This window comes from Corynebacterium evansiae (genome assembly GCF_027570065.1).
In the GTDB taxonomy this organism is placed as follows: domain Bacteria; phylum Actinomycetota; class Actinomycetes; order Mycobacteriales; family Mycobacteriaceae; genus Corynebacterium; species Corynebacterium evansiae.
Genome location: NZ_JAKMUT010000012.1, coordinates 1 through 23374, shown reverse-complemented (window position 1 = coordinate 23374; position 23374 = coordinate 1). Strand labels below are relative to the sequence as shown.

The window sequence follows — 23374 nt, the reverse complement described above, 5'->3', positions numbered from 1 at the left end:
TTGATTAGGCTTACCTTGTTCACGTAAGCTTGCTCCCGTTAAGATCATGGACTTTCACGCGTCAAGGAGGGATGCATGGCTATCTCTACCCCGCATGCGCAATCCCCTTCTCAATCACACCTGGGGTCTCGCGCGGACGCTACTGCGGACGCTTCTGCCAGCGCTCCATCAGGTAAAATCCCGCGTCGCCTCGTCGGCCTCGGCGTCCTTTTCCTCCTATTGCTCGCCAGCATCGTTGCCAGCATCGTGTTTGGATCACGGCAGATCCCTTTTGGAGAAGTGTCCGCCGTGTTCCGCGATCTCGGCACGGCGTTCGGCCACGCGGAGGGGCTGAATGTGGATCAGCGCGTGATCGTCGAGCTCCGCATTCCCCGCACCCTGTTGGGCCTAGTCGCCGGTGCTGCCCTTGGCGCCTCCGGTGCATTGATCCAAGGGCACACGCGCAACCCTCTCGCGGACACGGGCATTCTCGGCATCAACTACGGTGCGTCCCTGGCCGTGGTTGCCAGCTTCTCCTTGCTGGGTGTGACGTCCGTGTGGGCTACCAGCATGTGGGCGTTCGGTGGGGCCATCGCTGCTACTGCGTTGGTGTTTAGTTTGGCGTCCATAGGAGGAGGACAGGCCAATCCAATGACGCTGGTCCTCGGCGGCGCGGCTTTGTCCGCGGTCCTCAGCGCCATCATCAGCGGTTTTATCCTCACTGACGATGCCAATCTGGATCGCATGCGCTTCTGGACCGTCGGCTCCATCGCGGGCCGGGATCTCACCGTGTTCTACGGCGTGCTGCCGTTTATCCTGGTGGGCCTCCTGCTGGCGTTCATCACGGCACCGCAGCTAAACCTCCTGAATCTGGGCGATGACATCGCCTCCGGACTGGGCATCAACACCCAGCGCGCCCGCCTGATTGGCATGGCTCTGATCGCACTGCTGGCCGGTGCCGCGACAGCTGCCGCCGGCCCCATCACCTTCATCGGCCTGGTGGTCCCGCACCTCGTGCGCGCCATCACGGGCCCTGATTACCGCTGGATCCTCCCTTACTCTGCCCTGACGGGTGCGGTGATGATGCTGTTCGCAGACGTGGTGGGCCGTCTGATCGCTCGTCCGGGCGAGTTGCAAGTAGGCATCATCCTCGCGTTCGTGGGCGCGCCGTTCTTCATCGCCCTTATTTATCGACGCCGGGTGGTGGCCATTTAATGAGTTCCCTCCTTGCCCGCCCTACCTCTTCCACTATCCCTGGGCGCCCGCCATTCCGCGTGGGCTCATTTTCTGTGGTCTGGCGCCCTCGCGCGTTGACGGTGTCTCTATTGCTGCTCGTGGCGATCGTCTTGCTAGCGGCGGTCTCCATCGGCCTGGGTGACTATCCTGTGTCCCCGGCTCGTGTGCTGGAGGTGCTGTTCACCGGCCAGGGCACCCGCATTGAGCGTCTGGTGGTTTTGGATTGGCGCATGCCTCGTGCGCTGACGGCCATTCTGGTGGGCTGTGCGCTGGGATTATCCGGAGCCCTCACTCAGTCCGTGACTCGCAATGCGCTGGCCAGCCCGGATATCTTGGGCTTCACTACGGGCGCGTCCGCGGCCGCGGTCACCGTCATCACTCTGGGTGGTGGCGCTGGTGGTTTCCTCGGCTGGCTCAGCAGCATCGGCATTCCCTTGGCCGCGGTGCTTGGTGCGGCTGTCACCGCAACGGTGATGTGGGCTCTGGCGTGGAGGAGATCGACTGATTCCTTCCGGCTAGTGCTGTTCGGCATCATCATCTCTGCTCTGTTGACCTCGTATATCAACTTCCTGATGATCCGCACGGAGTTGCGCGATGCCGCGGCCGCGCAGTTCTGGCTTACTGGCTCCCTGAGCACTGCGGACTGGTCCAAGATGTGGCCCATCGCCATTGTTGTGTTGGTGTTTACACCGCTGCTGGCCTGGATTGGTCACCAACTTTTAGCCACCTTGCTGGGCTCGGATACTGCACGGGCTTTGGGACAAAACGTCCAGGGTGTGCAGGTGCTTCTGCTCGCCGCTGCCGTGGCTTTGGCAGCAGTGGCGGTCTCGGCCGCTGGCCCCATCGGGTTCGTCGCCTTCGTGGCCCCACAGGTGGCGCTGCGCTTGTGCAACTGCTCTGCACCACCGCTTCTGGCCTCTGCGCTGACCGGCGCTGCGCTACTCCTGCTGGCAGATATCAGCACCCAAACTCTTCTGCCCGTAGAGCTGCCGGTGGGCATTCTCACCTCGGCAATCGGCGGTGCGTTCCTTATTTATTTGCTGGTCCAACGGAATAGGTCAACCACGGCATGAGAAAAGATCCCACCCTGGAAGTTAGCAGTGCCGCGAACAAAGAAGGACACATGACTCAGAAGCACAGCATGAGCGCACGCGGCCTCGCCGTGGGCTACGGCGACCGGACGGTCATCGAAGGCTTGGACGTGGACTTTCCTCGCGGGCAGATCACCACAATCATCGGCCCCAATGGCTGCGGCAAATCCACGTTGTTGCGAGCCATGTCTCGTCTCCTTCCGGCGAATGAGGGCGAAGTGCTGTTAGACGGCGCCGATATCTCATCCATCAGGCGCAAGGACCTCGCACGGACCATCAGCGTGCTGCCACAAACCCCTACCGCCCCGGAGGGACTCAACGTGGCTGATCTCGTCTCGCGCGGTCGGCACCCACACCAATCGTGGATCCGTCAGTGGTCGTCCACGGACGAAGCCGAGGTGCACAAGGCGCTGGAAATGACTGGCTCGATGGGGCTGGCGGAGCGCACCCTGGATTCTCTGTCCGGAGGGCAGCGGCAGCGTGTGTGGATCTCCATGGTTCTTGCGCAGAACACGGACATCCTGTTCCTGGACGAGCCCACCACCTACCTGGATCTGGCCACGTCGGTAGAGATTTTGGAGCTGGTGCAGCGTCTACGCCGAGAGCTGGATCGGACTGTGGTGATGGTGCTGCACGATCTCAACTTGGCTGTACGCTACAGCGATAATCTCGTGGTGATGAAGGATGGACAGGTCCTCGCCACCGGGCGTCCCAGCGAGGTCATTACCCCAGAGCTACTGCTCGAGGCGTTTGCCCTCAACGCGCTAGTCATCGAGGATCCTGTCACCGGCGGTCCGCTGATCGTCCCCAAGTGACGATCAGGGCTTAGTCCTCCATCAGCTCCTGGGCGGGAGTCTTCTTGGACTTCCGCCAGTTGATCATCGCGGAAATCACCACCGGAGTCACAGACACCAGCACGATGACGATGGCGATCATGTCGATGCGATCCGCAATGCCCGGGATATCCCCCAGCAGCACGCCAATGCCGACCATGCTGACAATCCACAGCACTGCACCCGTGACGTTCCATCCCACGAACTTCTTGTACGGCATCTCCGCGGTACCAGCGGCCACGGGAATGTAGGTACGCACGATCGGGATGAAGCGCCCCAGTACCAGAGCCAACGGCCCGTACTTCAGGAAGAAAGCCTCGGCTTGTTCGAGGTGCTCGGTTATGAGGATCTTGGCGTCGGGCTTAAACAACTTGCGGCCAAAGCGGTGGCCGAGCCAGAAACCTACCTGGTCGCCCAAGAACGCCGCGACGATGGCCACGCCCACCAGAATCGGAACGTTCAAGCCCAGCTGATCGCGCAAGATTGCCGCGGTGACCAGCATGGAATCGCCGGGGAGGAACGGGAAGAGCACGCCGGATTCAATAAAGATAATCAGCGCAATGCCGCCGAGCGCCCAGCCGCCAAAGTTCTGGAGCAGGGTGGTGGCGTCCATGAGGTCGCTTAAGTGCACAGGGAATCCCTTCTAGAAAACAACTGGTCTATTCTTACCCCGGTTTCTGACCGGAATACAGGCAGCTCGCCCCTAGCGTGCATCCGTTATCCCCATGAGTGCCCGTCCCCTAGCCAGCAACAGCAAAACCGCCCCAGCACGTTCATGCGGGGCGGTTCGGCAGTTGATTCAGACTACTTCGTGGCGTCTGCCAACGGCTGCTCGATCTTGTCCAGCAGGTAGTTCAGGCTCAGCACGGTCTGCCATCCGAAGGCCTTTTCCAGGTCGCCTTCCAGGTAGACACTGTGTCCGTCCTTCACGGCGGGCAGCTTGCCCACGATCGGATCCTCGGTCACAGAAGCCTTGCTCTGCTTCGGAGAGTAAGACAGTTGATCCCACACCAGCACGTCAGAGTTGATCTGGTCTGCGTTTTCCTTGGAGACCTCACCGTAGAACTTGTCCTTGGTGATGCCCGCGTAGGCCGGGTTGATCTTGAATCCCAGCTCGGTGAAGAAGCGGCTACGCGGATCGCCCTCGGCAAAGACAGCCAGGCTCTCGTCGGAGACAGTGGCCACGCCGAGTTCCTTTTCGGCCCATTCTGGGTGGCGGCCCTTGAGCTCTGCGAACTTCTCCTTGACCTGCTCCACCTGGCGCTTTGCCTCTTCAGGCTTGCCCACGGCCTGCCCGATCTCTTCCGTGGTCACGTCCCATGGTTGCTGTAGTTCTTCGTATTCGCCCTTTTGTACGACGACAGGGGCGATCTCAGACAGCTTCTTGTACGTGTCTTCATCGATGTCCGAGTACACGGCCACGATGAGGTCTGGATTGTCCTTGGCGATGGCTTCCGCGTTGACTTCTGTGTCCTTGTCGATCCGAGGAGTGTCGCCCTCGATCTTGTCATTGGACCAGTTGCCCGCAGCCTGACCATCCGGGGTCATTCCGTCCCAGTACTTCACGGAGACAGGAGTAACTCCCAGCGCCAGCAGTGCGTCCTGATCCGTGTAGCCCAAGGAGACCACGCGCTGCGGGGCTTCCTTGATTTCGGTGGAGCCGTAGCGGTGCTCGATGGTGGTGGGGAATGCGCCCTGCTCGGCGTTGACTGCCTGGGAGTCCCCGGAATTTCCGGACTGGTCATCAGTCGAGCAAGCGGTCAGTGCCGCGCCCAAGGTCAGCACAGCAGCGGTGCTAACGAGAATCTTCTTGAGTGTCATTTTTCTCCGTTGTTACTGGTGACGGATTTCCGCGCGAGGCGTGGCCCGTACACAAAAGGGAAAGGTCAAACCTTTGGTTGGATATATCCAGCCCTATGTCCAAAGAATTCGGTGGCGGTCAGTTCCGAGTTGTCGTCGAGACGAACACGATCCAGAACAATCGCCGGCGCCGGCACGTTGGCACGGGGCGATCCACAGACCACCGCGATTCCTCCCTCGTGAGGGATGGTGACTCGGCCGGGGGTTCCGCCGAAGCGGCCCTGCGAGACGTGCGCGGAAAGCACGCGGACGCGCTGGCCTCGGAATTCAAAGTAAGCATTGGGGTACGGGTCGGACTGCGCCCTGACCAGCAAGGCGATATCTTCCGCAGGTTGGGTGAAATCTATGCGAGATTCCTGCTCGCCGCGCTTGTGGAAGTACGTAGCGCGGGTGGGATCTTGAGGTTGCGCAGTGGCGGTGCCTTGGGCGACGTCACTCAATGCGCGTTCCACGAGGGGCTCGATGAGGTCGATGGTCTTGGCCACGAGATCCGTGGTGGTGTCCTGCGGACCCACGGGGATCGCGCGCTGGGCAACGATGGGTCCGCCGTCCAGCACTTCATCCATCTCGTGCACAGTGACGCCCACGTGAGTTTCCCGGTTCAACAGCGCCCACAGGATGGGCGAAAATCCGGCGTACTCGGGCAGGAGACCATCGTGGACATTCAATGCGCCGTGCTTGGCCAGGCTGAAAACCTCGGGAGGAAGCCAGGTTCGCCAATTGTTGGCCACGATGATGTCTGGTGCAGCATCGCGCAACGCCTCAATGACGTCTTGACCCACGCGCTCAGTGACACACACCTGGAGCTCATGTTCGCTGGCGAGCTCCTCAACGGAGTCTGCCCACATTTGCTCATAAGGGTGATCGCTGGCAGGGTGCGTAACTACCAAAACTACTTCATGACCAGCATTGATGACCGCAGACAACGTCCGGTGTCCCCACGACTGATAGCCGAAAACAGCAACTCGCATGCAGGGGATGTTAGCTTAGGTTTACCTATGTAGTCAATGATGAAAGTGGCGCAATTTTCATGCCAGACTCCCCGGACGTGACCACCCTTCACCGAATCTCGGTGCCCGCGGATGCGGAAGCCCTCGTTTTCCCGGACCCCTACCGCTCGAACGTCGAGCTCACCGAATCGATGTCCACCGTCGATGTGCGCATCCCGGCGCACTCAGCAGTGACCTATAGCTTTCAATCCGGCGAGCTGAAATATCCCGATCCACATAACGCACACGGCGCAGGCCCACAGGCGAGCCTATTGAGCGGCGATTCTGTGGACCAGACACTCTGGCCGCCTCGCTCCCCAGAAGTCATCGCGGACTTGCCCGGCGCACGCCTGTCCATCGACCGGAAGGTATTCGGCAGGCGCTGCACCGCGCGCCTCGATGACCGCGGTGCGGATACCACCGTGGTGTTTTTGGATGGCGATGACTGGATCCATCTGCATGACCTCACGGGCGCACTGGACCGGGCAGTCACGGCAGGGCTTATCCCCCAGATCAACCGCGTCTTCCTGCCGGCAGCCAAAGACCGCAGCGAGGAGTACACCTCCCAAACATTCGCCAGCGCACTGGCCACCGAGCTTCCGCCGATCATCAACAGCAGCCACATAGTCCTGGTGGGGCAAAGCTTCGGCGGTCTCTCCGCCCTGCGCGCAGCTCTTACGGCTTCCACCGAAACCACGCCTGCAATCAAAGGAGCCATCGCCCAGTCCCCTGCCGTCTGGTGGTCCGCTGACCGTTCTGCAGAGCTCGCGGACACGCTCTCGGACGGGCCCGCAGGAGGCGACATTGCCGCACAGCTCACTGGCCCCTCACTCGAAAATCCTGCGGCTCACAGTGGCTCCGGTCTGGCACGCATCGTACTGACGTGCGGTGCAGAAGAGCCGCCCATGCAACGACACGTGGATGCAGTGGCCGATGCCCTGACACGCCGCGGCTTTCCCACCACCAATCACCGCACGCCCGGTGGCCACGACCCTGCGATGTGGCGCCACGGGATCATCCCGGCACTCGCCGAATTGCTGGGCTGAATCTACGAGCGCGCCTCCACAAACTCCGCCACGCGCTCGACTGTCCGCAGACCGTAGAATTCGCGCACGCCAACCTCCACTCCCAGCTCTCCACGCAGCAGTGCGCAGAGCTTGATGACCGCCATGGAGTGCCCACCCATGTCAAAGTAATCAGCATCCACCGGCACGTCCTCGGGCTCAATATCTAGCGATTCGGCAAACAGCTCCGCCGTGATCTCCTCGGTTTCGTTCGCCGGTTCGCGGCCCTTCTCCGTGATCCTTTCTCCCTCACCCAGTGCAGCAAGGTCGGTCTTTCCATTCGACGTCACCGGCAACTCATCCACGATCGACCATCGATCCGGGATCATGTAGCTGGGCAGTTCCTCGCGCAATGCATTACGCACGCCAGTCAGGAAACTCTGCCGCTCCCCCTGGTCCGCATCGCGCAGTTGTGGGGCCACGAGGTGACAGGCCAGGAGTGTGGCGTCGGATATACGAACAGGAACGGTCACGCAGTGGAGGATGCGGGGATCAACGCCGCGGGACACGGCGGCCGAGACGTCGCCGGGATCCACGCGGTGACCACGAATTTTCACCTGATCGTCGCTGCGTCCGAGGTACTCGAACATGCCATCCGCACGCACGCGGACGATGTCTCCCGTGCGATACATCCGCTCACCCGGGGCGCCCCACGGGCAGGCGACCATGGAGCTGGCGGTGCGCGCCGCGAGCCCATGATACTCCTGCGCTAAGCCGCTGCCCGCGAGGTAGAGCTCACCCGGCGCTCCTGTAGGAACGGGGCGCAACCACGGGTCCAAAACGAACGCCGCCGTGCGATCCACCGGCATTCCGATCACGGGCGTGGCGCTCTCATCCGTGCCAGCACCCAGGGCGTTGATGGTGTACTCGGTGGGTCCATAGAGGTTGTATCCGCGCACGTCATCGGCCTTTCGCAAGGTCTCCCACACGCCGTGCGAGACAGCCTCGCCGCCCAAGAGCACCAGCCGCGGGCGATGCGCGCCGGATTCCAGCATCCCCTCCGCGAGCAGCTGCTCGGCAACGGTCGGGGTGACGTTGATGACATCCACCTGATGCGCGCGAATGGCCTCAACCATGGCCGCAGCATCGCGTCGCAAATCCTCGGAGAAGATCCGCACCTCGTGGCCTTCCACCAGCCAAAACAGCTCTTCCCACGACATATCGAAGGCGAAGCTGATGGCATGCGCGATCCGCAACGTCCGCCCATCGGCAGCAGCTGGGGCGAAGATCTTGCGCCGGTGATTGTCCAGCATGTTGTGCAGCCCGCGATGCTTGATCACCACGCCCTTGGGCTTGCCGGTCGATCCGGAGGTGTACATCAGGTAGGCATCGTCCCCGGGCACCGCCGCAGGCGTGTGGGTGGTGGCGTGGGAATCGGCAGTGGTGACGTCGACGCAAGGAAGCGCACCGATCCGCTCCATGCGCTCCCGAGAACTCGAGTCCACCAGCGCGGCTGCGGGCTGGCTGTCCTCCACGAGGACCCGGAGCCGCCCATCGGGGTGCGTCAGATCAAGCGGCGCGTAGCGCACCCCTGCCCACAGGGCTCCCAGCAGAGCCACCACCGAATGCGCGGAGCGCTCCACCGCAATGGCGACAGTATCGCCGCTGGTCACGCCGCAATTCTTGATCTTTTCCGCAATGTCGGAACAGCGAGCAATCAGCTCACCGAACGTCCACTGCTGTGCGTCATCCGCTAGCGCGATGCGATCTGGGAAGCGCTGGGCGGTGTCCTTGAGCTCATCCGCAATGGTGCGGTCAATGCCTTCGGCCTTCTGCCAGGAAGCCATCTGCTCCGTCGTGCTTTGCGGGGAAGAATCCTCCGCTCGGGCTGGCGCCAACTGGGCCAGCTGAGCGAGCGGGACCTCTGGTGTGTCCACAAACGCGGTCAGGACTTCGGTCGCGGCCTTGAGCACGGAATGTGCGAGGGACTCGTCCACCACGTCGTGGCGGAATTCCAGCTTGATGCCCAGCTTCGGCCCCGGAGTGAATACCCAGGTCAGAGGGAAGTGCGTGGAATCTTCCGCGCGCTCCTCCACAACCCCGTGGCGTTCCCGAAGTTCCGCTGCTGCCTGCGGATCGAGGAAGTTCTGCACCACCACCATGGAATCGAACAGCGTGCCTACCCCCAGCTGCCGCTGGATGGCGCCGAGGTCCGCGGAATCGTGGTCCATATCCTCGATGCGCTGGCGATAAACATCCTGGACCAGTTCTTCTATGCTCTGGCCGGGCCGAGCTGTCACTCGCACTGGCACTGTGTTGAGCAGCACTCCCACCACATCAGACATGGCGGGGTCGCTCAAGGCATCGCGGCCACTGACAGACTGACCAAACACCACATCCGAATCCCCTGTGACAGCACCCAAGGCCACGGCCACGGCTGCGTTGACCACGGAGGTCAACGTCACGGCCTGCGCCCGGATCTTTTCCTGCAGTGCGCCGGTCAGCTGCTCGCTGACCTCGGCAAACACCTGGCGAGGCAACTCGCTACCAGCGTGCTCTGAAGAGATATCCGCGGCCTGCGGGGCAACGAGCGTGGGCTGAGACAACGTCTCTAGGCGATGTACCCAATAGTCGCTATCTGCCTGCTCTTTGCGAGTGTCAACGGACTCGAGCAGGGCGTCAGCAATAGAACAACCGCGAGGAACCAACTCTCCCGCACCCTGCGTGCGGGCCTGGCCGGACCTCAACGTCAGCCTCTCGAGGAAGGTTTGCAGCATCACTGCACGCGACCAACCATCGACCAGAACCAGGTGGTAGGTAAGAAGCAGCGTGTCGCCAGGCTGTCCGTCACTTCGGCCGGTGACGATGGTTGCCTTCGCCAGCGGCACGGATGCGAGATCGATGCCCGCGCTGCGATCAGCGTGCATGATCGCCTCGAGATCCCCTTCGGTGGTCTCGACGGGGAGGTCAATGCCCTGTCCACTCCACGGCAAGTTCTGCACGGGTTGGCCGGAAGCATCGGTGTGGAACTCCGCGCCCATGGCTGGATGCACGGTCACTGTGTCCCGGAAGGCTTCCACCACGGCCTCGGCATCCAGTCTCCGGTCAAACGTCAACGCAGTCTGTGCAACGTAGGCACCCGGTGCTGCCACCTGTGACTGGAACCAGATTCCGCGCTGCAGCACGCTCAGCGGAGCGCGGCGTCCTGAGGATTGCTCGCGGCTGACGTGCTCCTGCAACTCGCGAGCCACCTCGCCGATGGCGCTGCGCAAACGCTCGGCGGAAATCACCGCATTCACCACGGACAGCTCCATGCTTACGGCCCGCTCGCTAGACCACACATCGGCCTCCACCAGGTAATCCGTCCACTGGCAGGCGGCATCTCCCGGCGCGTGGAGGACAGCGCCAGTCTCTCCCCGTCCGAGGTAGTTGACCAGGATCTGTGCCCCATGGGCCAGGGTTCGCTGCCCTTGCGGGTGTGTGTATCGCAGTGCCTGATAAGTGCGGCGGTCCGGGGCTGTGCCGTCCTCGTGGAGCGCGCGCATTTCCGCTGCGGCACGTGCTGCATCCGCTGGATCAGCCAACGGGATTTCCACCGGCGCGATGGTGGTAAACCATCCGAGGGTTCGACCATAGGAATGATCAGCCGGACGTCCGTGGCCTTCTACGTCCACGGCCCAGCTCCGCGCGTCCGTGCCCATTGTTCGAGCCACCGCGACGGTCACCAGTCCTGCCACGAGGTCCTGAACGTCCACACCCATCACGTCGGGTGCAACGCTCTGCAGAACCTGCGCGGTCTGTCCGTCAATGTTCACTTCGAGCGTGCTCACATGATCCGTACTCCACTGGTTCGAGTCCTCGACGGGCCGTGGCAGCGTAGCCAGTTCACTCCAGTGCAGGGCATCCTGAGCTGCTGCGGTGTGAGCATCGTGCAGTTCTTGCAGGCAAAGATCCTTGTAGCTCGCCTGCCCGGAGAGAATCCTGCGCCCTGCGAGCGCATCGCGCAGATCGTCTTCCAGAATCATCCAACTGGCGCTATCGATCACCGCGTGATGAGCAACGGCCTTGACGTACCCATCCACACACCCGAGCACCACGCTACGACCAGCAGCAATATCGATGTGATCGATCAATGCATCCACGTCCAAAGCCCGCACAACCATAGGGCCGTCTCCCTCGGCACCAACAAAGTGCGCGAACGCAGAACTGGTGTCCACGCGCGTACGAAGCATCGGATGTGCCTGCGCTACCTGCTGCAGGGCCTGTTCCAAGTCCTCCACAGCGACTGGCCCCAGATCCAAGCGGCGCGCCTGCACAAAGCGGTCGCTCATGCCTCTTTCCATCTGCCTGCGCAGCATCGCCGGGATGGGGAAAGCCCCCGAGATCTCCTGGTGCCCGTCCTTGGGCAGGGCTTCTTCCTGGCTCTGCCTTGTTTCCTGGATTTTCTGCTGGGTGGCCTGCGGCGTGACCCGCTCGGCAATCTTGCGTGGCGTGCGGCCCAAGAAGAAGTCCCGCGGAGTCACGTTGAGATCAGCGCGCGCCAGCGCGTGAGTAACGCGGATGGCAAGAATACTGTCTCCACCTAAGCGGAAGAAGTCCGAGTCCGGCTCCACCTCGGCGCGGTCCAAGCGAAGTGCATCAGCAATTGCCTGCGAGATCGCCTCCACCAGATCCGAGGTGCCCGAAGCCTGCTGAGCAGCAGGAATCTCACCCAGAAGGTCCAGGATCGCGCGCTCATCCCGCTTGCCATTGATGGTCTGCGGCACCTGCGTACTCACCGCGAATAGCTGCGGAACCATGTAGGCAGGGAGCGCGTCTCGGGCCGCTGCGGCAGCTCGGGAGGTGATCGCCTTTGCGTCGGCACGAGAATCCGTAATCAACAACGCACCCGGCACCTGGCCTTCGGGCAGATCGACGACCACCACGGTGGCCTCCCGCACACCGCTGACCTTCTCCAGCGCGCTCTCGATCTCCCCCAGCTCCACGCGATAACCGCGCAGCTGCACCTGCCTATCGGCGCGGCCCACGTAATCCAGATGACCGTTGTTCAGCACCTTTGCCATGTCATTGCTGCAGTACATCCGCGCGCCGCCGCCAACGAAAGGATCGGCCACGAAGCGGGAGGCCGTGGTAGAAGCAAGCCCCCAATAACCCGCGGTGACCTGCGGCCCGGCAACGTACATCATGCCGGTCTCTCCAGGCTGCACCGGCTGTAATTGCGCGTCCAGAACATAGGTACGCAACCCGTCCATCGGGCGGCCGATCGGGCTGCGGGCCTCCCCTGCATTCTCGGAGCATTCGTGTGCTGTGACGTGCACTGTCGTCTCCGTGATGCCATACATGTTGATAAACCGAACATTCGGATGAGCACTGCAGTAGGCAGCCTCCGCGCGGGCCTCCAAGGCCTCGCCGCCGAAGATCACCGTGCGCACCGCAGAGTCCTGCCCGAGGTGCGGCTCCAACGCGGCAAAGGCGGTTGGGGTCTGGCTCAGCACCGTGATGGCTTCGGCACGCAACACCTCTGCGGCATCCTCGGGCGAGCGCATCAGCGCATACGGCATCACCACGGCACGCCCGCCGGAGCTCAGCGCTGCCCACATCTCCCACACCGAAAAGTCAAAGGCGAAGCTGTGGCTGATCGACCACACGTCCTCCTGCGAAAACTCCACGTGGCTGCGAGCATTGCCCAGCATCGCGGTCACGTTGGCGTGTGTGACGGCCACGCCCTTCGGCCGCCCTGTGGAGCCGGAGGTGTAGATCACGTAGGCGATGTCATTGGCACGGGCCACGCTTGCCGACCGGCCCGCAGGCGGCTTCGCTTCCCCGCTCATCGTCTGTTCACTGACCACGAGGACGGGACAATCTACCAGCTCAGAGACCATTTTTTCCGCGCTGGGAGACACCAGCACGGCATCGGGCTGGCAATCCTCCAGGATCAATTCCACCCGCGCTTGCGGGGACAACGGATCCACGGGAACGTAGGTGCCGGCGGACATCGTGGTCGCCAGAATGGCCGCAACCTGCCACGCATCGCGCTCCATGAGCAGGGCTACTCTCGGGGTGTGGATGGCAACCTTCCGGTCCAGCACAGCGCGTATACGCTGAGCGGCGTCGTCTAGTTCTTCGTAGGTCCAATGCTCCGCAGCACCGTCTTCTCCGATGCTGGTCAGGGCGGGCCGGTCGCGGGAGTGCTCGAAGCTGCGTCGCCACAAAGAAGGAAGCGTGTCCACACCAGATACCGCACCCAACGCCTCTGCAACCTCACCCACGGTCGCCACCGCACCGGATTCAGACAGCAAAGAATCCACACTCACCGCGAGCATCTGCGCGATCCTTTCGGCACGTACCTCGGTGATTCGCTGCGGATCGTAGATCAGGCGCAGTGGGTGCTCAGCGGAAGGGTTGACCACGACGGACAGGGGAAAGTGCGGCGCGCCATTGTTGCGCACGTCAGCAACCTGTAGTGGCGAGCCGGGGCAGCCCACGTCCTGTGGAGATAGCGGCACCTCCACCACCATCAACGTATCCAGCAGTTCGCTGGCGTTGGTTCCCAGGTCGCGGGCAATATCAGCCAGGCTGACGTGCTGCACATCGCGGACCTGATTGTTGTGATGGACCATGGCGTGCAGCATGCTGGTCACCGGCAGGGTGGGATCAGATTGCCCCGGCGCGACCACCGGGATGGTGTTGAGCTGCATGCCCACGGCATCGGCCACGCCAAGAACGGGAATGTCACGGCCGGAAACGGAAGTGGCAAACACCACGTCAGCCCCAGGTTCGCAGCCCCCCAAGGTGCGAAGGACCAGCCCCCACGCCGCGTGCACCACATCCGGCAGGCCCACACCCGCTGCCCGAGCACGCTCAGACAAGCCAACAGTCCGCGGATCGTCTACCAGCAACTCCCGGCGCTCGAGCGAACTCGAAGGATTAGGGCACAGCACCGTGGGGCGTACCTCGCGCATTTCCTCGCGCCAGACGGACATATCGGCTTCCGCGTCTCTGCGCGCCACCCATCGCACGCTGCCGGCCATTCCGGCGTCCGGGTCGTAGCGCGGGATTCGGGCATCGTCATCCCGGTAGATCTCCAGGAGATCCCGCAGCATGATGGGCACGGACCATCCGTCGGCGATCAGGTGATGCACCGTCTGGATCACGGCGATGTCCTGGCCACACACCGCACCATCGACACTGGTCGGGAGCACAACGGTCCATCGCATGAGCGGCTCGGGCGCGGCATCACCGGGCGGCTGCAAGGAGATTCCCCGCGAGAGGTCATCAGCGGCAATCTCTTCCGTACGCTGCACGAGCCACCCGTCTAATCCAGGCCCAGCCAACTCGGCAGGCACCGTCACGTCCCGAAAGTCCACCCGCAAATGCTCGGCAATCCCCGGATCAATCACGGCAACCACATCGCCACCGTCAGTTTCCCAAGGGCGGGTGCTCAGTGCGGGGTGGCGTCGGATCAAATTACGCGCAGCGCGGGCGAATCGCTCCCGGTCAAACGGTTCGCTGCATTCCACCCGCAAGACCTGTTGCTCCACATACGAGCTGGCCGATTCCTCGAATAGCGAGTGGAAGTACATGCCGTGCTGCAGCGGGGTCAGCGGCAGCACGTCCTGCAGCTCCGCGGAGCTCTGCGCAGTGATTCGTGCCAGGTCCGCAGAGTTCACGGGTGCGGGGGCAACGTCGCCCACGGACAACACGCCGTGATCGGCAAGCGCTGCCACCTCGCGCAATGCCACATCCCAGTGCGCGACCAATTCGTCGATCCGTTCGGGGGAGATCCTGCCGCGCGCCCAGGAGATCGTGGTGCGCAGGACGTATCCCTCGCCGGTGTCTTCGGCGATCGCGTTGAACTCCAGCTCGCGGACCAACGGCTGGTCCGGGTCGCGTTGCTCGCCGAGTTGGCCGGTGGAACCCGCGGGAGCGAAATCTTGTGCTCCTGCGGATACGCGCCCCAAGTAGTTGAACAGCACCTGTGCCTGCGGAGGGGTCTTCGCGGACTGATGCAACCAGGTGTGGGCCTGGTAAGGAACGCCGTTGCCGGGGATGGCCGCGAGCTGGTCTTTCACTGCGTTGAGTGCCAGCGCTAGCGGGGCGATGCTGCCCTCGACCTCTGTGGAGGCCTCCTGCACTGCCGCCCGGGTGGGGTCGATCAGCATGGGATATAGGCAGGTGAACCAGCCCACCGTGCGTGAAAGGTCTGCTTCCCTGCCCTGTGGCCCGGGTACGAATCGGGTTTCGCGGCCGTGCCCCTCCATCTCCACCAGGGTCCATGTTTGTTTGTTTCGACGCCAACGCGCCAACGCCACGCTCAATGCCGTAAGCAATACGGAATTCGCCCCCGTGCGGAAAGCGTGGGGCACCGCACCCAGTAATTCGTCCGTGATCTGCACTGATGCCTCATGTACCACGCTGCGCTCCTCACGGACTGTGGGCGCTTTCTCGGGACTATCAGCAAGCGCTGGCACCTGCGGGTCCCGCAGAGGTTCATCTGCACTCGGCAATGGGGGCAGGGAACTATTGGCATCCTCCGCGAATTCGCCAGTATCAACGGCCTGTTGCAGCAGCTGCGTCCATCGGCGCAGGGACGTCCGCTCCGGCGCGAGCTGTTCCCCGCGATACGCCGCGGCGAGGTCCTCGCCGATAATGTTCCATGACACGCCATCGACCACCAGGTGATGCACCACAAGGCGCAATCTTCCGGGCACCAGCCCAGCCGCTACCACCACTCCGACTGCCGGATCCAGCAGTTCAGAAAGCGCAGCGATGTCCGTGGTGGGGTGGATCGCCACCGCTTCTTCGGCAGATTCCTCCGGGAGTTCCAGCCGCAAGGGATTCCGCTGCACACGGGCCCGCAGTGCAGGGTGCGCCTGCAGCACGTCAGCCACCATTCGCCCGGCCAGCTGCGCATCCACATCTTCTGGAACTGAAAACTCCACGGACTGAATGAAGCCGTCCACGTGATCAGTAATGGAATCGAACCAGCGCAGAATCGGCAGCGACTGCACCTCACCGGTTGGTTCATCGTCTGGATCCTGCACGAAGGTTCCGCGCTCTTCGGCGCACCGAGCCAGTTGCTGTGGAGTGCGCGCAGAGAAAATATCTCCCACACTCACCTCCACCCCGCGCCGTCCCAGAGCCGAGACCAGGGTGATGGCCCGCAGGCTATCGCCACCGATATCGAAGAAGTCCGTCTCCGCACCCACCGCGCTAACCCCCAATGCTTCAGCCATTGCCTCCGCGAGCAGAGCAACGGTTTCCCCGTCACGTTCAGCATCGGCCGGGGCATCAGTGAGCGAGCTCCAATCAGGTTCCGGCAGTGCCTTCCGATCCACTTTTCCGTTGGCCGTCCGCGGCAACTCATCCATGACGGTGATAATCGCGGGCACCATGTATTCGGGCAGTACCTCGGCACACCAACTACGGATCGCAGCACCCACGAGGCCCGCAGTCACCGTCACGTAGCCCAGCAGTCGCCCCTCCCGAGCAATCACGCTCGCCGCCTCCACATCTGGGTGTCCCACCAGCGCAGATTCCACGTCCTCCAACTCCAGACGCATGCCACGGATTTTCACCTGATTATCGGCCCGCCCCACGAATTCCAGCGAGCCGTCGTTGTGCCGGCGCACCAGGTCTCCCGTGCGGTACATCCGGGTTCCGTCCGACGCAAACACATCCGCAACAAAGCGGCTGGCCGTGAGTCCTGGGGCATTGATATACCCCTTGGCCAGCAGGAATCCGGCCACATAGAGTTCACCAATTTCTTGGTCTGGAACCACCCGCAGGTGCTCATCGAGCACATAGAGCCGACAGTTGGGATTGGCCACACCGATGCTCGTGTTGAGGCGATCCTCGTCGTCACGGTAGATGACGTGGGAGACACCGATGGTAGCTTCCGCTGGCCCGTACCCGTGGTACAGCGGGATGGCCAGCTGCTGGCGAAAGCGACGGAACAGCGCCTGGGTGAGCATCTCTCCGCCACACCAGACATGCCGCAAGCTGTCTAATAGATTCGTGCCTTCGGCCTGTTTGAGCATGACGTCGAGAACACTCGAAACCAGATACGCAAACGTCACGCCCTCGCGATGGATGAGGCGGGCCAAGCGTTGGGGGTCTTGCTCCACGCCCGGCGCGGCCACCACCACGCGGCCCCCGCAAACCAGCGGCAGGAAGATCTCATTGATGGAGATATCAAAGGCCAGCGGTGCCTTGAACAGGGAGGCATCATCGCGGCCGAAGAACAGGATCTGATCGCGCTGCCAGAGCAAGCGCTCCACGATCGCACCGTGGCGGATCATTGCGCCCTTTGGGCGGCCGGTGCTGCCAGAGGTAAAGATGACGTACGCAACGCTGTCCGTGGACGGCGGGGTGAACAGCTCGCGGGTGGCATCGAGGTCGAATAGCGCGTCTTCGGTGAGCGCGCAGTTGTCCGGCGTGAGTACGAAGCTCAGGCTGGCATCGTGGGTGACGGATTCCCGGCGCGCCTGCGGCCACGAGGGGTCTAGCGGGACAAAACTGCCACCGGCGAGCAACGTGGCGACGATACCCACCACCATCTCCGCGCTGCGCGGCAGGGAGATTCCCACACTCTGACCAGCGTCAATACCGTGTTCCCGCAAATTTCGCGCTACAGCAGTTGCATGGGCGACGAGCTGCGCATAGGTCAGTCTGTGCCGGTCATCCACCACTGCGAGCGCATCCGGGGTCTCCTGCGCATGCTGCAGGAGCAGGCTAATCAGGTCCGGGCGATCGCGATCCTGATCCGTGTCATTCCATATGCGCTGCTGGGCGATCCGATCCTGTTCACTGCGGCCATGACCGATGACGGCGCCGCCATCTCGAGAAGCAAGCGTATCGCCAGAGGAAAACGGAGTGTGAGCAGACGATCGGGTGGGCACAAAGAGCCTTTCGGTTGATGGGGAAACAGGGAATCAGACGCGGATGGCGGACGTCGGGCTAGGTGTCAGCCAACCTCAAGCGGAGCACGGCTCGGGAAAATCAGCCTGCGATCAGGTGCGAAGAATCCCGATGTTGCTCGGAGCGGAGATCTTCATCCGCCGGCGCACGATGCGTGCGTTGCTGACCCGTGATGGCCTCCACCAGTTCCCCGGAGCGGGTCGCGATGTTGGAGAGCAACGTGGAACCGAGTCCATGCGTGGCCTCAGTTGCTCCCTGCACGAAGAGTCCTGGCACGCGCTCGCCATTGAGCACGGCGCCGTAATCCCTAGTGACGGTGAATTCTTCACTGCCGTGACTATCAGCGTGAATCCCCGCAAGACCGCGAGATCGGAAGCCCGTGGCGCACACCACCACGTCAAAGTTTTCTGTCACCACGTCTCCGGTTACTCGGTGGCGAATGTCCACGTCGACGCTGCCGTCGGAACAATTACGCGCACCGAGCACCTCCGTGGTCCGGCGAATATCGAGCCGCTGACGCCCGGTGACGCTTTCCCGATACTGACGGTCGTGGAGCTCATCGAGGAGCTCAGATTCCACGCAGGCGTAATTGGTGTACCGGTGGCGGATCAACAGCTCGTTGCGGATCGCATCGGGCGCATGGAAGAAGTCATCAACGGCCTCCGGGTCGAACACCCGATTGGCGAAGGGGCTGTCATCGGCGGGGATGAAGCCGTAGCTGTTCAAGCTGCCCGTGACGGTATCGATATGCGGGCAATCGTGGAAGTACCGGATGGCCTCGGCTGCGGACTGGCCCGCGCCGATCACCAAAGCTCGGCGGATATCCCACCCACTGTTCAGCAGCTTCTTGGTGCGCGGGAGCAAATCGATGTTGTGGAAGATGCGCGAGGTGTCCAAGGAGCTGTCCTCTGCCCACGCAGGCATCTTGGCTTCCAGCCCGCGGGCAACCACCACGTTGCGGCAGCGAATGGACTCCGACTGCTGAGCTCGCTGCCCTTCGGACTCACCGCTTCCTAACTTCCTGCGGACGTGCACCACAAAACGAGCTCCGTCTGCGGCCAGTTCCGGAAGCGTCTCGATGGACGTCACGGTGGTGTTGTACTGCGTGTCCACGGTGATGTGATCCGCGATCCATCGGAGGTAATCGGCGAATTCCACGCGTTCCGGGGTGAAGGTTTGGCGGTTAATGAAATCAATCAAGCGGTCGCTGTGATGCAAGTAGTTGATGAAGCTGAAGCGGCTCTGCGGATTGCGCACCGTAACCAGGTCTTTAAGGAAGCTGATCTGCATGTTGGATCCTTCGAGGAGCATGCCTGGGTGCCAGTTGAATTCCGGGCGGGCTTCCACAAAGAGTGCATCGAGTTCTGGAGCTTGCTCTTCGATAGCTACCGCGAGCCCGAGGTTTCCGGGGCCGATGCCGATCCCGACGATGTCGCGGACGGAATTTTCGTGGGTACTGCGCTCTGCGGATGTCTGAGCTTGACGATCGATGATGGTCACTATGGCCTCTCTGTAGGATGCGCCAACCAACTTCTTAGGGTAGGCAATGCAAAGGGTAGGCTAACCTATCTTCTATTGCTCAACAACCCCCTAGCGGGAATTGCTCACCCCGCGTCCGCAAACTCCCAGCTAGAGGCTTCACATCAACTACGTCCTCGGCTACCGACTGGAAGGCCCTCCCCACACACAGGACCACCGTGGTACGCCCGCGGCGAATATCTCTCACCGCACGCGCCACTTTCATGCCCGTCATTGAATCCACTGACGAGACCGGATCAACCATCACCAACATCTCCGGCTCAGCCAGTAGCGCTCGTGCCAATCCCAGCCGCTGCCGCTGACCACCGGAAAGATTGCGCGCACCTTCGGTCAGCTCGTGATCCAATACCCCGGCTGAATGAGCCGCCCCCGGCGCCAGTTCATCGAGCCCTAAGGCGTTAAGAATGTCTACTGCATCCTCCGCCCTGCCCTCTCCAGAGCTCCGCAGCACCGCCTGCCCCACTGTGTCCCCAAACAATGCCGGCTTCCGAGGCTCGGCAAGCACAGCGGAACGCACATCGTCTACCGAGATCTCGCAAATATCGCGCCCCCGGATCCACAGTTGTTGAGTTTGTGGCCTAGTCAGGGAGCCAAGCTCCATCGACTCCCCCGCGACCAACGCATCCACCAGAGCATCTGCCCATGCGGCTGAACAGTGCACCACCGTCAGTCGCCCCTCTGCGAACGCCACGGAAGCCTGCTCTGATCCCTCGACCTCGCCGTCTCCTTCGGCCTCACCGTCTCCACCGCGCATGGAAATGGCAGGCGTGCCAATCTGAGCAGATGGCACGCCCTGCCCCTCACGCAGCCGCTGAGCTTCCGCCACGCGCTGCAGCCTCCGAACGGAAGCCCTCGCCAATCCAATGAAGCGCGGCATTCTGCTGCACTGCCGCATCGGCTCCGCGATAAATTGTGACAGCGCCACCACGGTGACCAACTCCCCCAACGTCACATCGCCGGAAATGGTTCGATAGCCCGCGTACAGGCCCACCGCACTCAGCAACAGCACATTGCTGCCCATCGCCACGGCTTCATAACCTCCGCTGACCCACGCGAGCTTCCGAGCATCCGCACACGCCTCTTCAGATTTACGCGCATATCCACGGTAGGCCGGATGCGCGCCAGCCACTCCCGAGATCACCGGCAGCCCCTGCAGAATGTCGGTCATGCGCGCGGTCACTCGCGCGAGCAGAGTTTGTTGCCGCTCCGCGCGGCGTTCAATGATCTGAGACAGCCGGTGCAGGACTATCAACACCACCGCGCTGAGCACCAACACCACCACTCCCAGTGGCAGATCAATCAGCGCCAGAACAATCGTGCAGAAAATGGCTCCCACCAGCGCACTGATCCCCACCGGTACCACTTCGATGATGTCTACCGCCTGCACCACGTCTTCACCCACCACCGTGGGCAATTCCTGGCGAGGCAGACTGTCCGCATCGTCGGAATGCCCACCATGGCTCACCACCTGCGAGGTGATGCCTGCCCGCAATTCACATACGTTCCGAGCCGACGTAGCCTGCAGTATCCGGAACCCTGTCTGCCAGCTCACAGACACCGTCGCCAGCGTAGCGCCTAAGGCTGCGATTCCACCCACCAGGTGCCACACATTCTCGCTAGCGATAAGACTGTGCGCCAACCATCCCAGTAACACCGCAATCATGGCTTCTGCCACGTGGTAGATGCTCAGCAACAAGCCACTCAGAGCCATCGCGCGAGAATTTTTTCTGACCAGCCCGCGCAGCGTCACCACCTTGTTGTCAGACACGCGCCTGCCTCCCCTGCTCATTCCAGGCGGTCCACATATCGGCATATGTTCCGTTTCTTGCTGCCAGCTCCTCGTGCGTACCTGTTTCCACCACGCGCCCGCGCTCCATCACCACCACGCTATCGGCGGAGGTTGCTTGGCTGAGCCGGTGCGCAATCACCATCGCCGTCCGTCCGCGGATCGCCGCGCGGGCAGCGTCCTCCAAGGACATCGAAAAGGCCTCGTGTGATTGCTGTGTTTCCTCGAGGTCACCGTCATCTTCGGCCGTTGATTCGTCAAGAATGACGACGCCAGCCCGAGACAATGCCACCCTGGCCAGCGCCAGACGCTGTGCCGCCACCGCATCTACGTGCAGGCCCCCTTCGCCCAGCATTGTGTCTAAGCCCTGCTTGTCGCCATGGGACAAGGATGTGCACCAATCTTCCGCACCGGTTCGGCGCAGCGCATCCCATATTTCTGCGTCGCTGGCACCTTCGGCTGCCAGCAGGAGATTATCGCGCAAACTCATCGCGAAGACGTAGTTTTCCTGGGAGGCAACGCAAAAGATCGAGCTTCTTTCTTGCGCACTCATTCCCACCACGTCGCACCCCCCAACGGTGATCACACCCGGCTCTGCCATCTCGAGGGTTCCAGAGACAATTTCCGCAACCGTGGACTTGCCAGCTCCCGATCCGCCGACCACGCATACCGTGCACCCCGCAGGGATGTGGAACGCCAAGTCATGCAAGATCTCTGGGCCATCCTCGTACCGATAATTCAGGCCCTTGACCTCTACAGCTGGACTCTGCCGATGCGAGGAGTAGTCATCAATCGGCTGTGGCGTATCCGCACCCGCGGAGCGAATGAGTCCCACGATGCGCCCCAAGGCCGCCCCGCTGCGCTGCAGTTCATCAAAGGTGAACAGAATCGTGCCGATCGGCACGAACTGACGGTGGAACAGAATCAACGCTGCCGAGATCTCGCCCACCGTCACCGCATCTTCGCGGAAGAGCAACCAGCCTACGACAGACAGGGCTGACAACCCCATGAACTCCGCGAAGTTCTCCCGCGCCACCAGCCCGGAAAACACACGAAACGCAGCGATTGATTCGTCCCGCGAAGCCTGCGCGTAGCGCCTGGTGAGACCTTGGCGGCTATCCACCAGCCGATGCGAACGAACCGAACGAATGCCCTCCATAGAACCTTGCAAGGAACCGATGACACCGGCTTCTAATTCGCGTTGGCGTCGATACAAAGGGGCAGAACGAGGAAGATACCATCGCAACCCCAGCGCATAGAACGGAATCCCGCACAGCCCCGCCAACGCGAGGCGCCAATCCAACCCCGCTATTCCAGCGCTGGCCACCACGACCATCACCAGCGCGCTGAGGGTCGATGGAACCGACTTGCGGGCACTGCTCACCAGCGCGGCGACATCCGCACCAACTCGGCCCAGCACCTCTCCCCGGCCCAGGGACTCCACCGTGGTGGAAGGCAGATTCAGCACCGCGGCGACGGCGCGCTCACGCAACTTCGCAACTACCTGGGCAATCGTCACACCCGTCAGCGCCTCCGCAAGGCCAGCGACAACGGCAGTACCAACACACGCCACGGCAGCCCACACAATCACCTTCAGCACGCCAGACTTGCCGTCACCGGCGGCTACCGCATCGATGACGCTGGCCAGCAGATAAATGGGCACCAGAGAGAGCAAGGCACCGGCGAAAGTGAACAGCACCGCACTAATTGCTGGAGTTGCGGTGCGACGGAGCAGGCGGCCAATCTCCGCAGCGGACTCACCAGGCAAAGCAGTGGGAAGTACGGCACTCACTTAAGCGTGAGACTTTCCTGCCGGTTGCAAGGTGGTCCACTCGCGGTCGATGAACTCCATCGCCTCGTCCCGCGATACCCCGCCGTCTACGCCACGGGAAGGGTCTCCCAGAGCCACGGTCCATCCGTCTGGCACGGCGGCGAACGTAGGCCACAACGAGTACTGTCCCTCGTCGTTGATAAGGGCGAAGAAGCTGCCCTGTTCGTCATCAAACGGGTTGCTAGACAACACGCGCTCCTTGTCTCATGATGCGGAAATAACGGGTTTATGGGCTGCGTTGGCCAAAGTGGTGGCACAAGTGCAGCAAGCGTGAATTAACTTAGCATAACCTAATATGCAGCTTTT

Annotated in this window: 12 protein-coding genes; 4 read left to right on the top strand and 8 right to left on the bottom strand. The window is 62.2% G+C overall.

The window, feature by feature from the left end:
- The first annotated feature begins 75 nt into the window (after positions 1–75).
- The 3 genes from L8V00_RS09860 to L8V00_RS09850 are packed head-to-tail and all read left to right on the top strand — an operon-like array spanning position 76 to position 3121.
- Positions 76–1194 carry a FecCD family ABC transporter permease gene (locus L8V00_RS09860; RefSeq protein ID WP_005325331.1) on the top strand — a complete coding sequence of 373 codons (1119 nt, stop codon included), beginning with the start codon at positions 76–78 and terminating at the stop codon, positions 1192–1194.
- The gene (locus L8V00_RS09855; RefSeq protein WP_005325330.1) at positions 1194–2288 is read left to right on the top strand and encodes a FecCD family ABC transporter permease; all 1095 of its coding nucleotides are present in this window, start codon (positions 1194–1196) and stop codon (positions 2286–2288) included. Before L8V00_RS09860 ends, L8V00_RS09855 begins: the two co-directional genes overlap by 1 nt.
- Positions 2289–2338: 50 nt before the next feature.
- Positions 2339–3121, top strand: coding sequence for an ABC transporter ATP-binding protein (locus L8V00_RS09850; RefSeq protein WP_019176090.1), 783 nt, complete (start codon positions 2339–2341; stop codon positions 3119–3121).
- A 10-nt stretch (positions 3122–3131) separates the two neighbouring features.
- Here L8V00_RS09850 and L8V00_RS09845 read toward each other — a convergent pair whose 3' ends face one another.
- From L8V00_RS09845 to L8V00_RS09835, 3 genes are all read right to left on the bottom strand, one after another.
- A complete protein-coding gene (locus L8V00_RS09845; RefSeq protein ID WP_005325329.1) occupies positions 3132–3770 on the bottom strand; it encodes a DedA family protein in 639 nt (212 codons plus the stop codon).
- Between the two features lie 173 nt (positions 3771–3943).
- Positions 3944–4960 carry an iron-siderophore ABC transporter substrate-binding protein gene (locus L8V00_RS09840; protein ID WP_005291893.1) on the bottom strand — a complete coding sequence of 339 codons (1017 nt, stop codon included), beginning with the start codon at positions 4958–4960 and terminating at the stop codon, positions 3944–3946.
- A gap of 65 nt (positions 4961–5025) precedes the next feature.
- Positions 5026–5970, bottom strand: a complete 945-nt coding sequence (locus L8V00_RS09835; RefSeq protein WP_005325328.1) for a methionyl-tRNA formyltransferase — start codon at positions 5968–5970, stop codon at positions 5026–5028.
- A 59-nt stretch (positions 5971–6029) separates the two neighbouring features.
- Between L8V00_RS09835 and L8V00_RS09830 the strand changes: the two genes are divergently transcribed.
- On the top strand, positions 6030–7034 hold the full coding sequence (locus L8V00_RS09830) for an alpha/beta hydrolase (protein ID WP_005325324.1): 1005 nt from the start codon (positions 6030–6032) through the stop codon (positions 7032–7034).
- 2 nt (positions 7035–7036) lie between these two features.
- On the opposite strand, the gene L8V00_RS09825 is transcribed toward L8V00_RS09830, so the two are convergent.
- The 5 genes from L8V00_RS09825 to L8V00_RS09805 all read right to left on the bottom strand — a co-directional run bounded on the left by L8V00_RS09825 (position 7037) and on the right by L8V00_RS09805 (position 23257).
- Positions 7037–17893 carry a non-ribosomal peptide synthetase gene (locus L8V00_RS09825; RefSeq protein WP_269944920.1) on the bottom strand — a complete coding sequence of 3619 codons (10857 nt, stop codon included), beginning with the start codon at positions 17891–17893 and terminating at the stop codon, positions 7037–7039.
- Between the two features lie 100 nt (positions 17894–17993).
- Positions 17994–19412, bottom strand: coding sequence for a lysine N(6)-hydroxylase/L-ornithine N(5)-oxygenase family protein (locus L8V00_RS09820; protein WP_011274124.1), 1419 nt, complete (start codon positions 19410–19412; stop codon positions 17994–17996).
- 79 nt (positions 19413–19491) lie between these two features.
- Positions 19492–21219 (bottom strand): ABC transporter transmembrane domain-containing protein, encoded by a 1728-nt coding sequence (locus tag L8V00_RS09815; RefSeq protein WP_011274125.1) that lies wholly within the window; start codon positions 21217–21219, stop codon positions 19492–19494.
- Positions 21212–23029, bottom strand: a complete 1818-nt coding sequence (locus tag L8V00_RS09810) for an ABC transporter ATP-binding protein (protein WP_011274126.1) — start codon at positions 23027–23029, stop codon at positions 21212–21214. Before L8V00_RS09810 ends, L8V00_RS09815 begins: the two co-directional genes overlap by 8 nt.
- Positions 23030–23257: an MbtH family protein gene (locus L8V00_RS09805; RefSeq protein ID WP_011274127.1), complete on the bottom strand. Its 228-nt coding sequence runs from the start codon at positions 23255–23257 to the stop codon at positions 23030–23032.
- Positions 23258–23374: the final 117 nt, after the last annotated feature.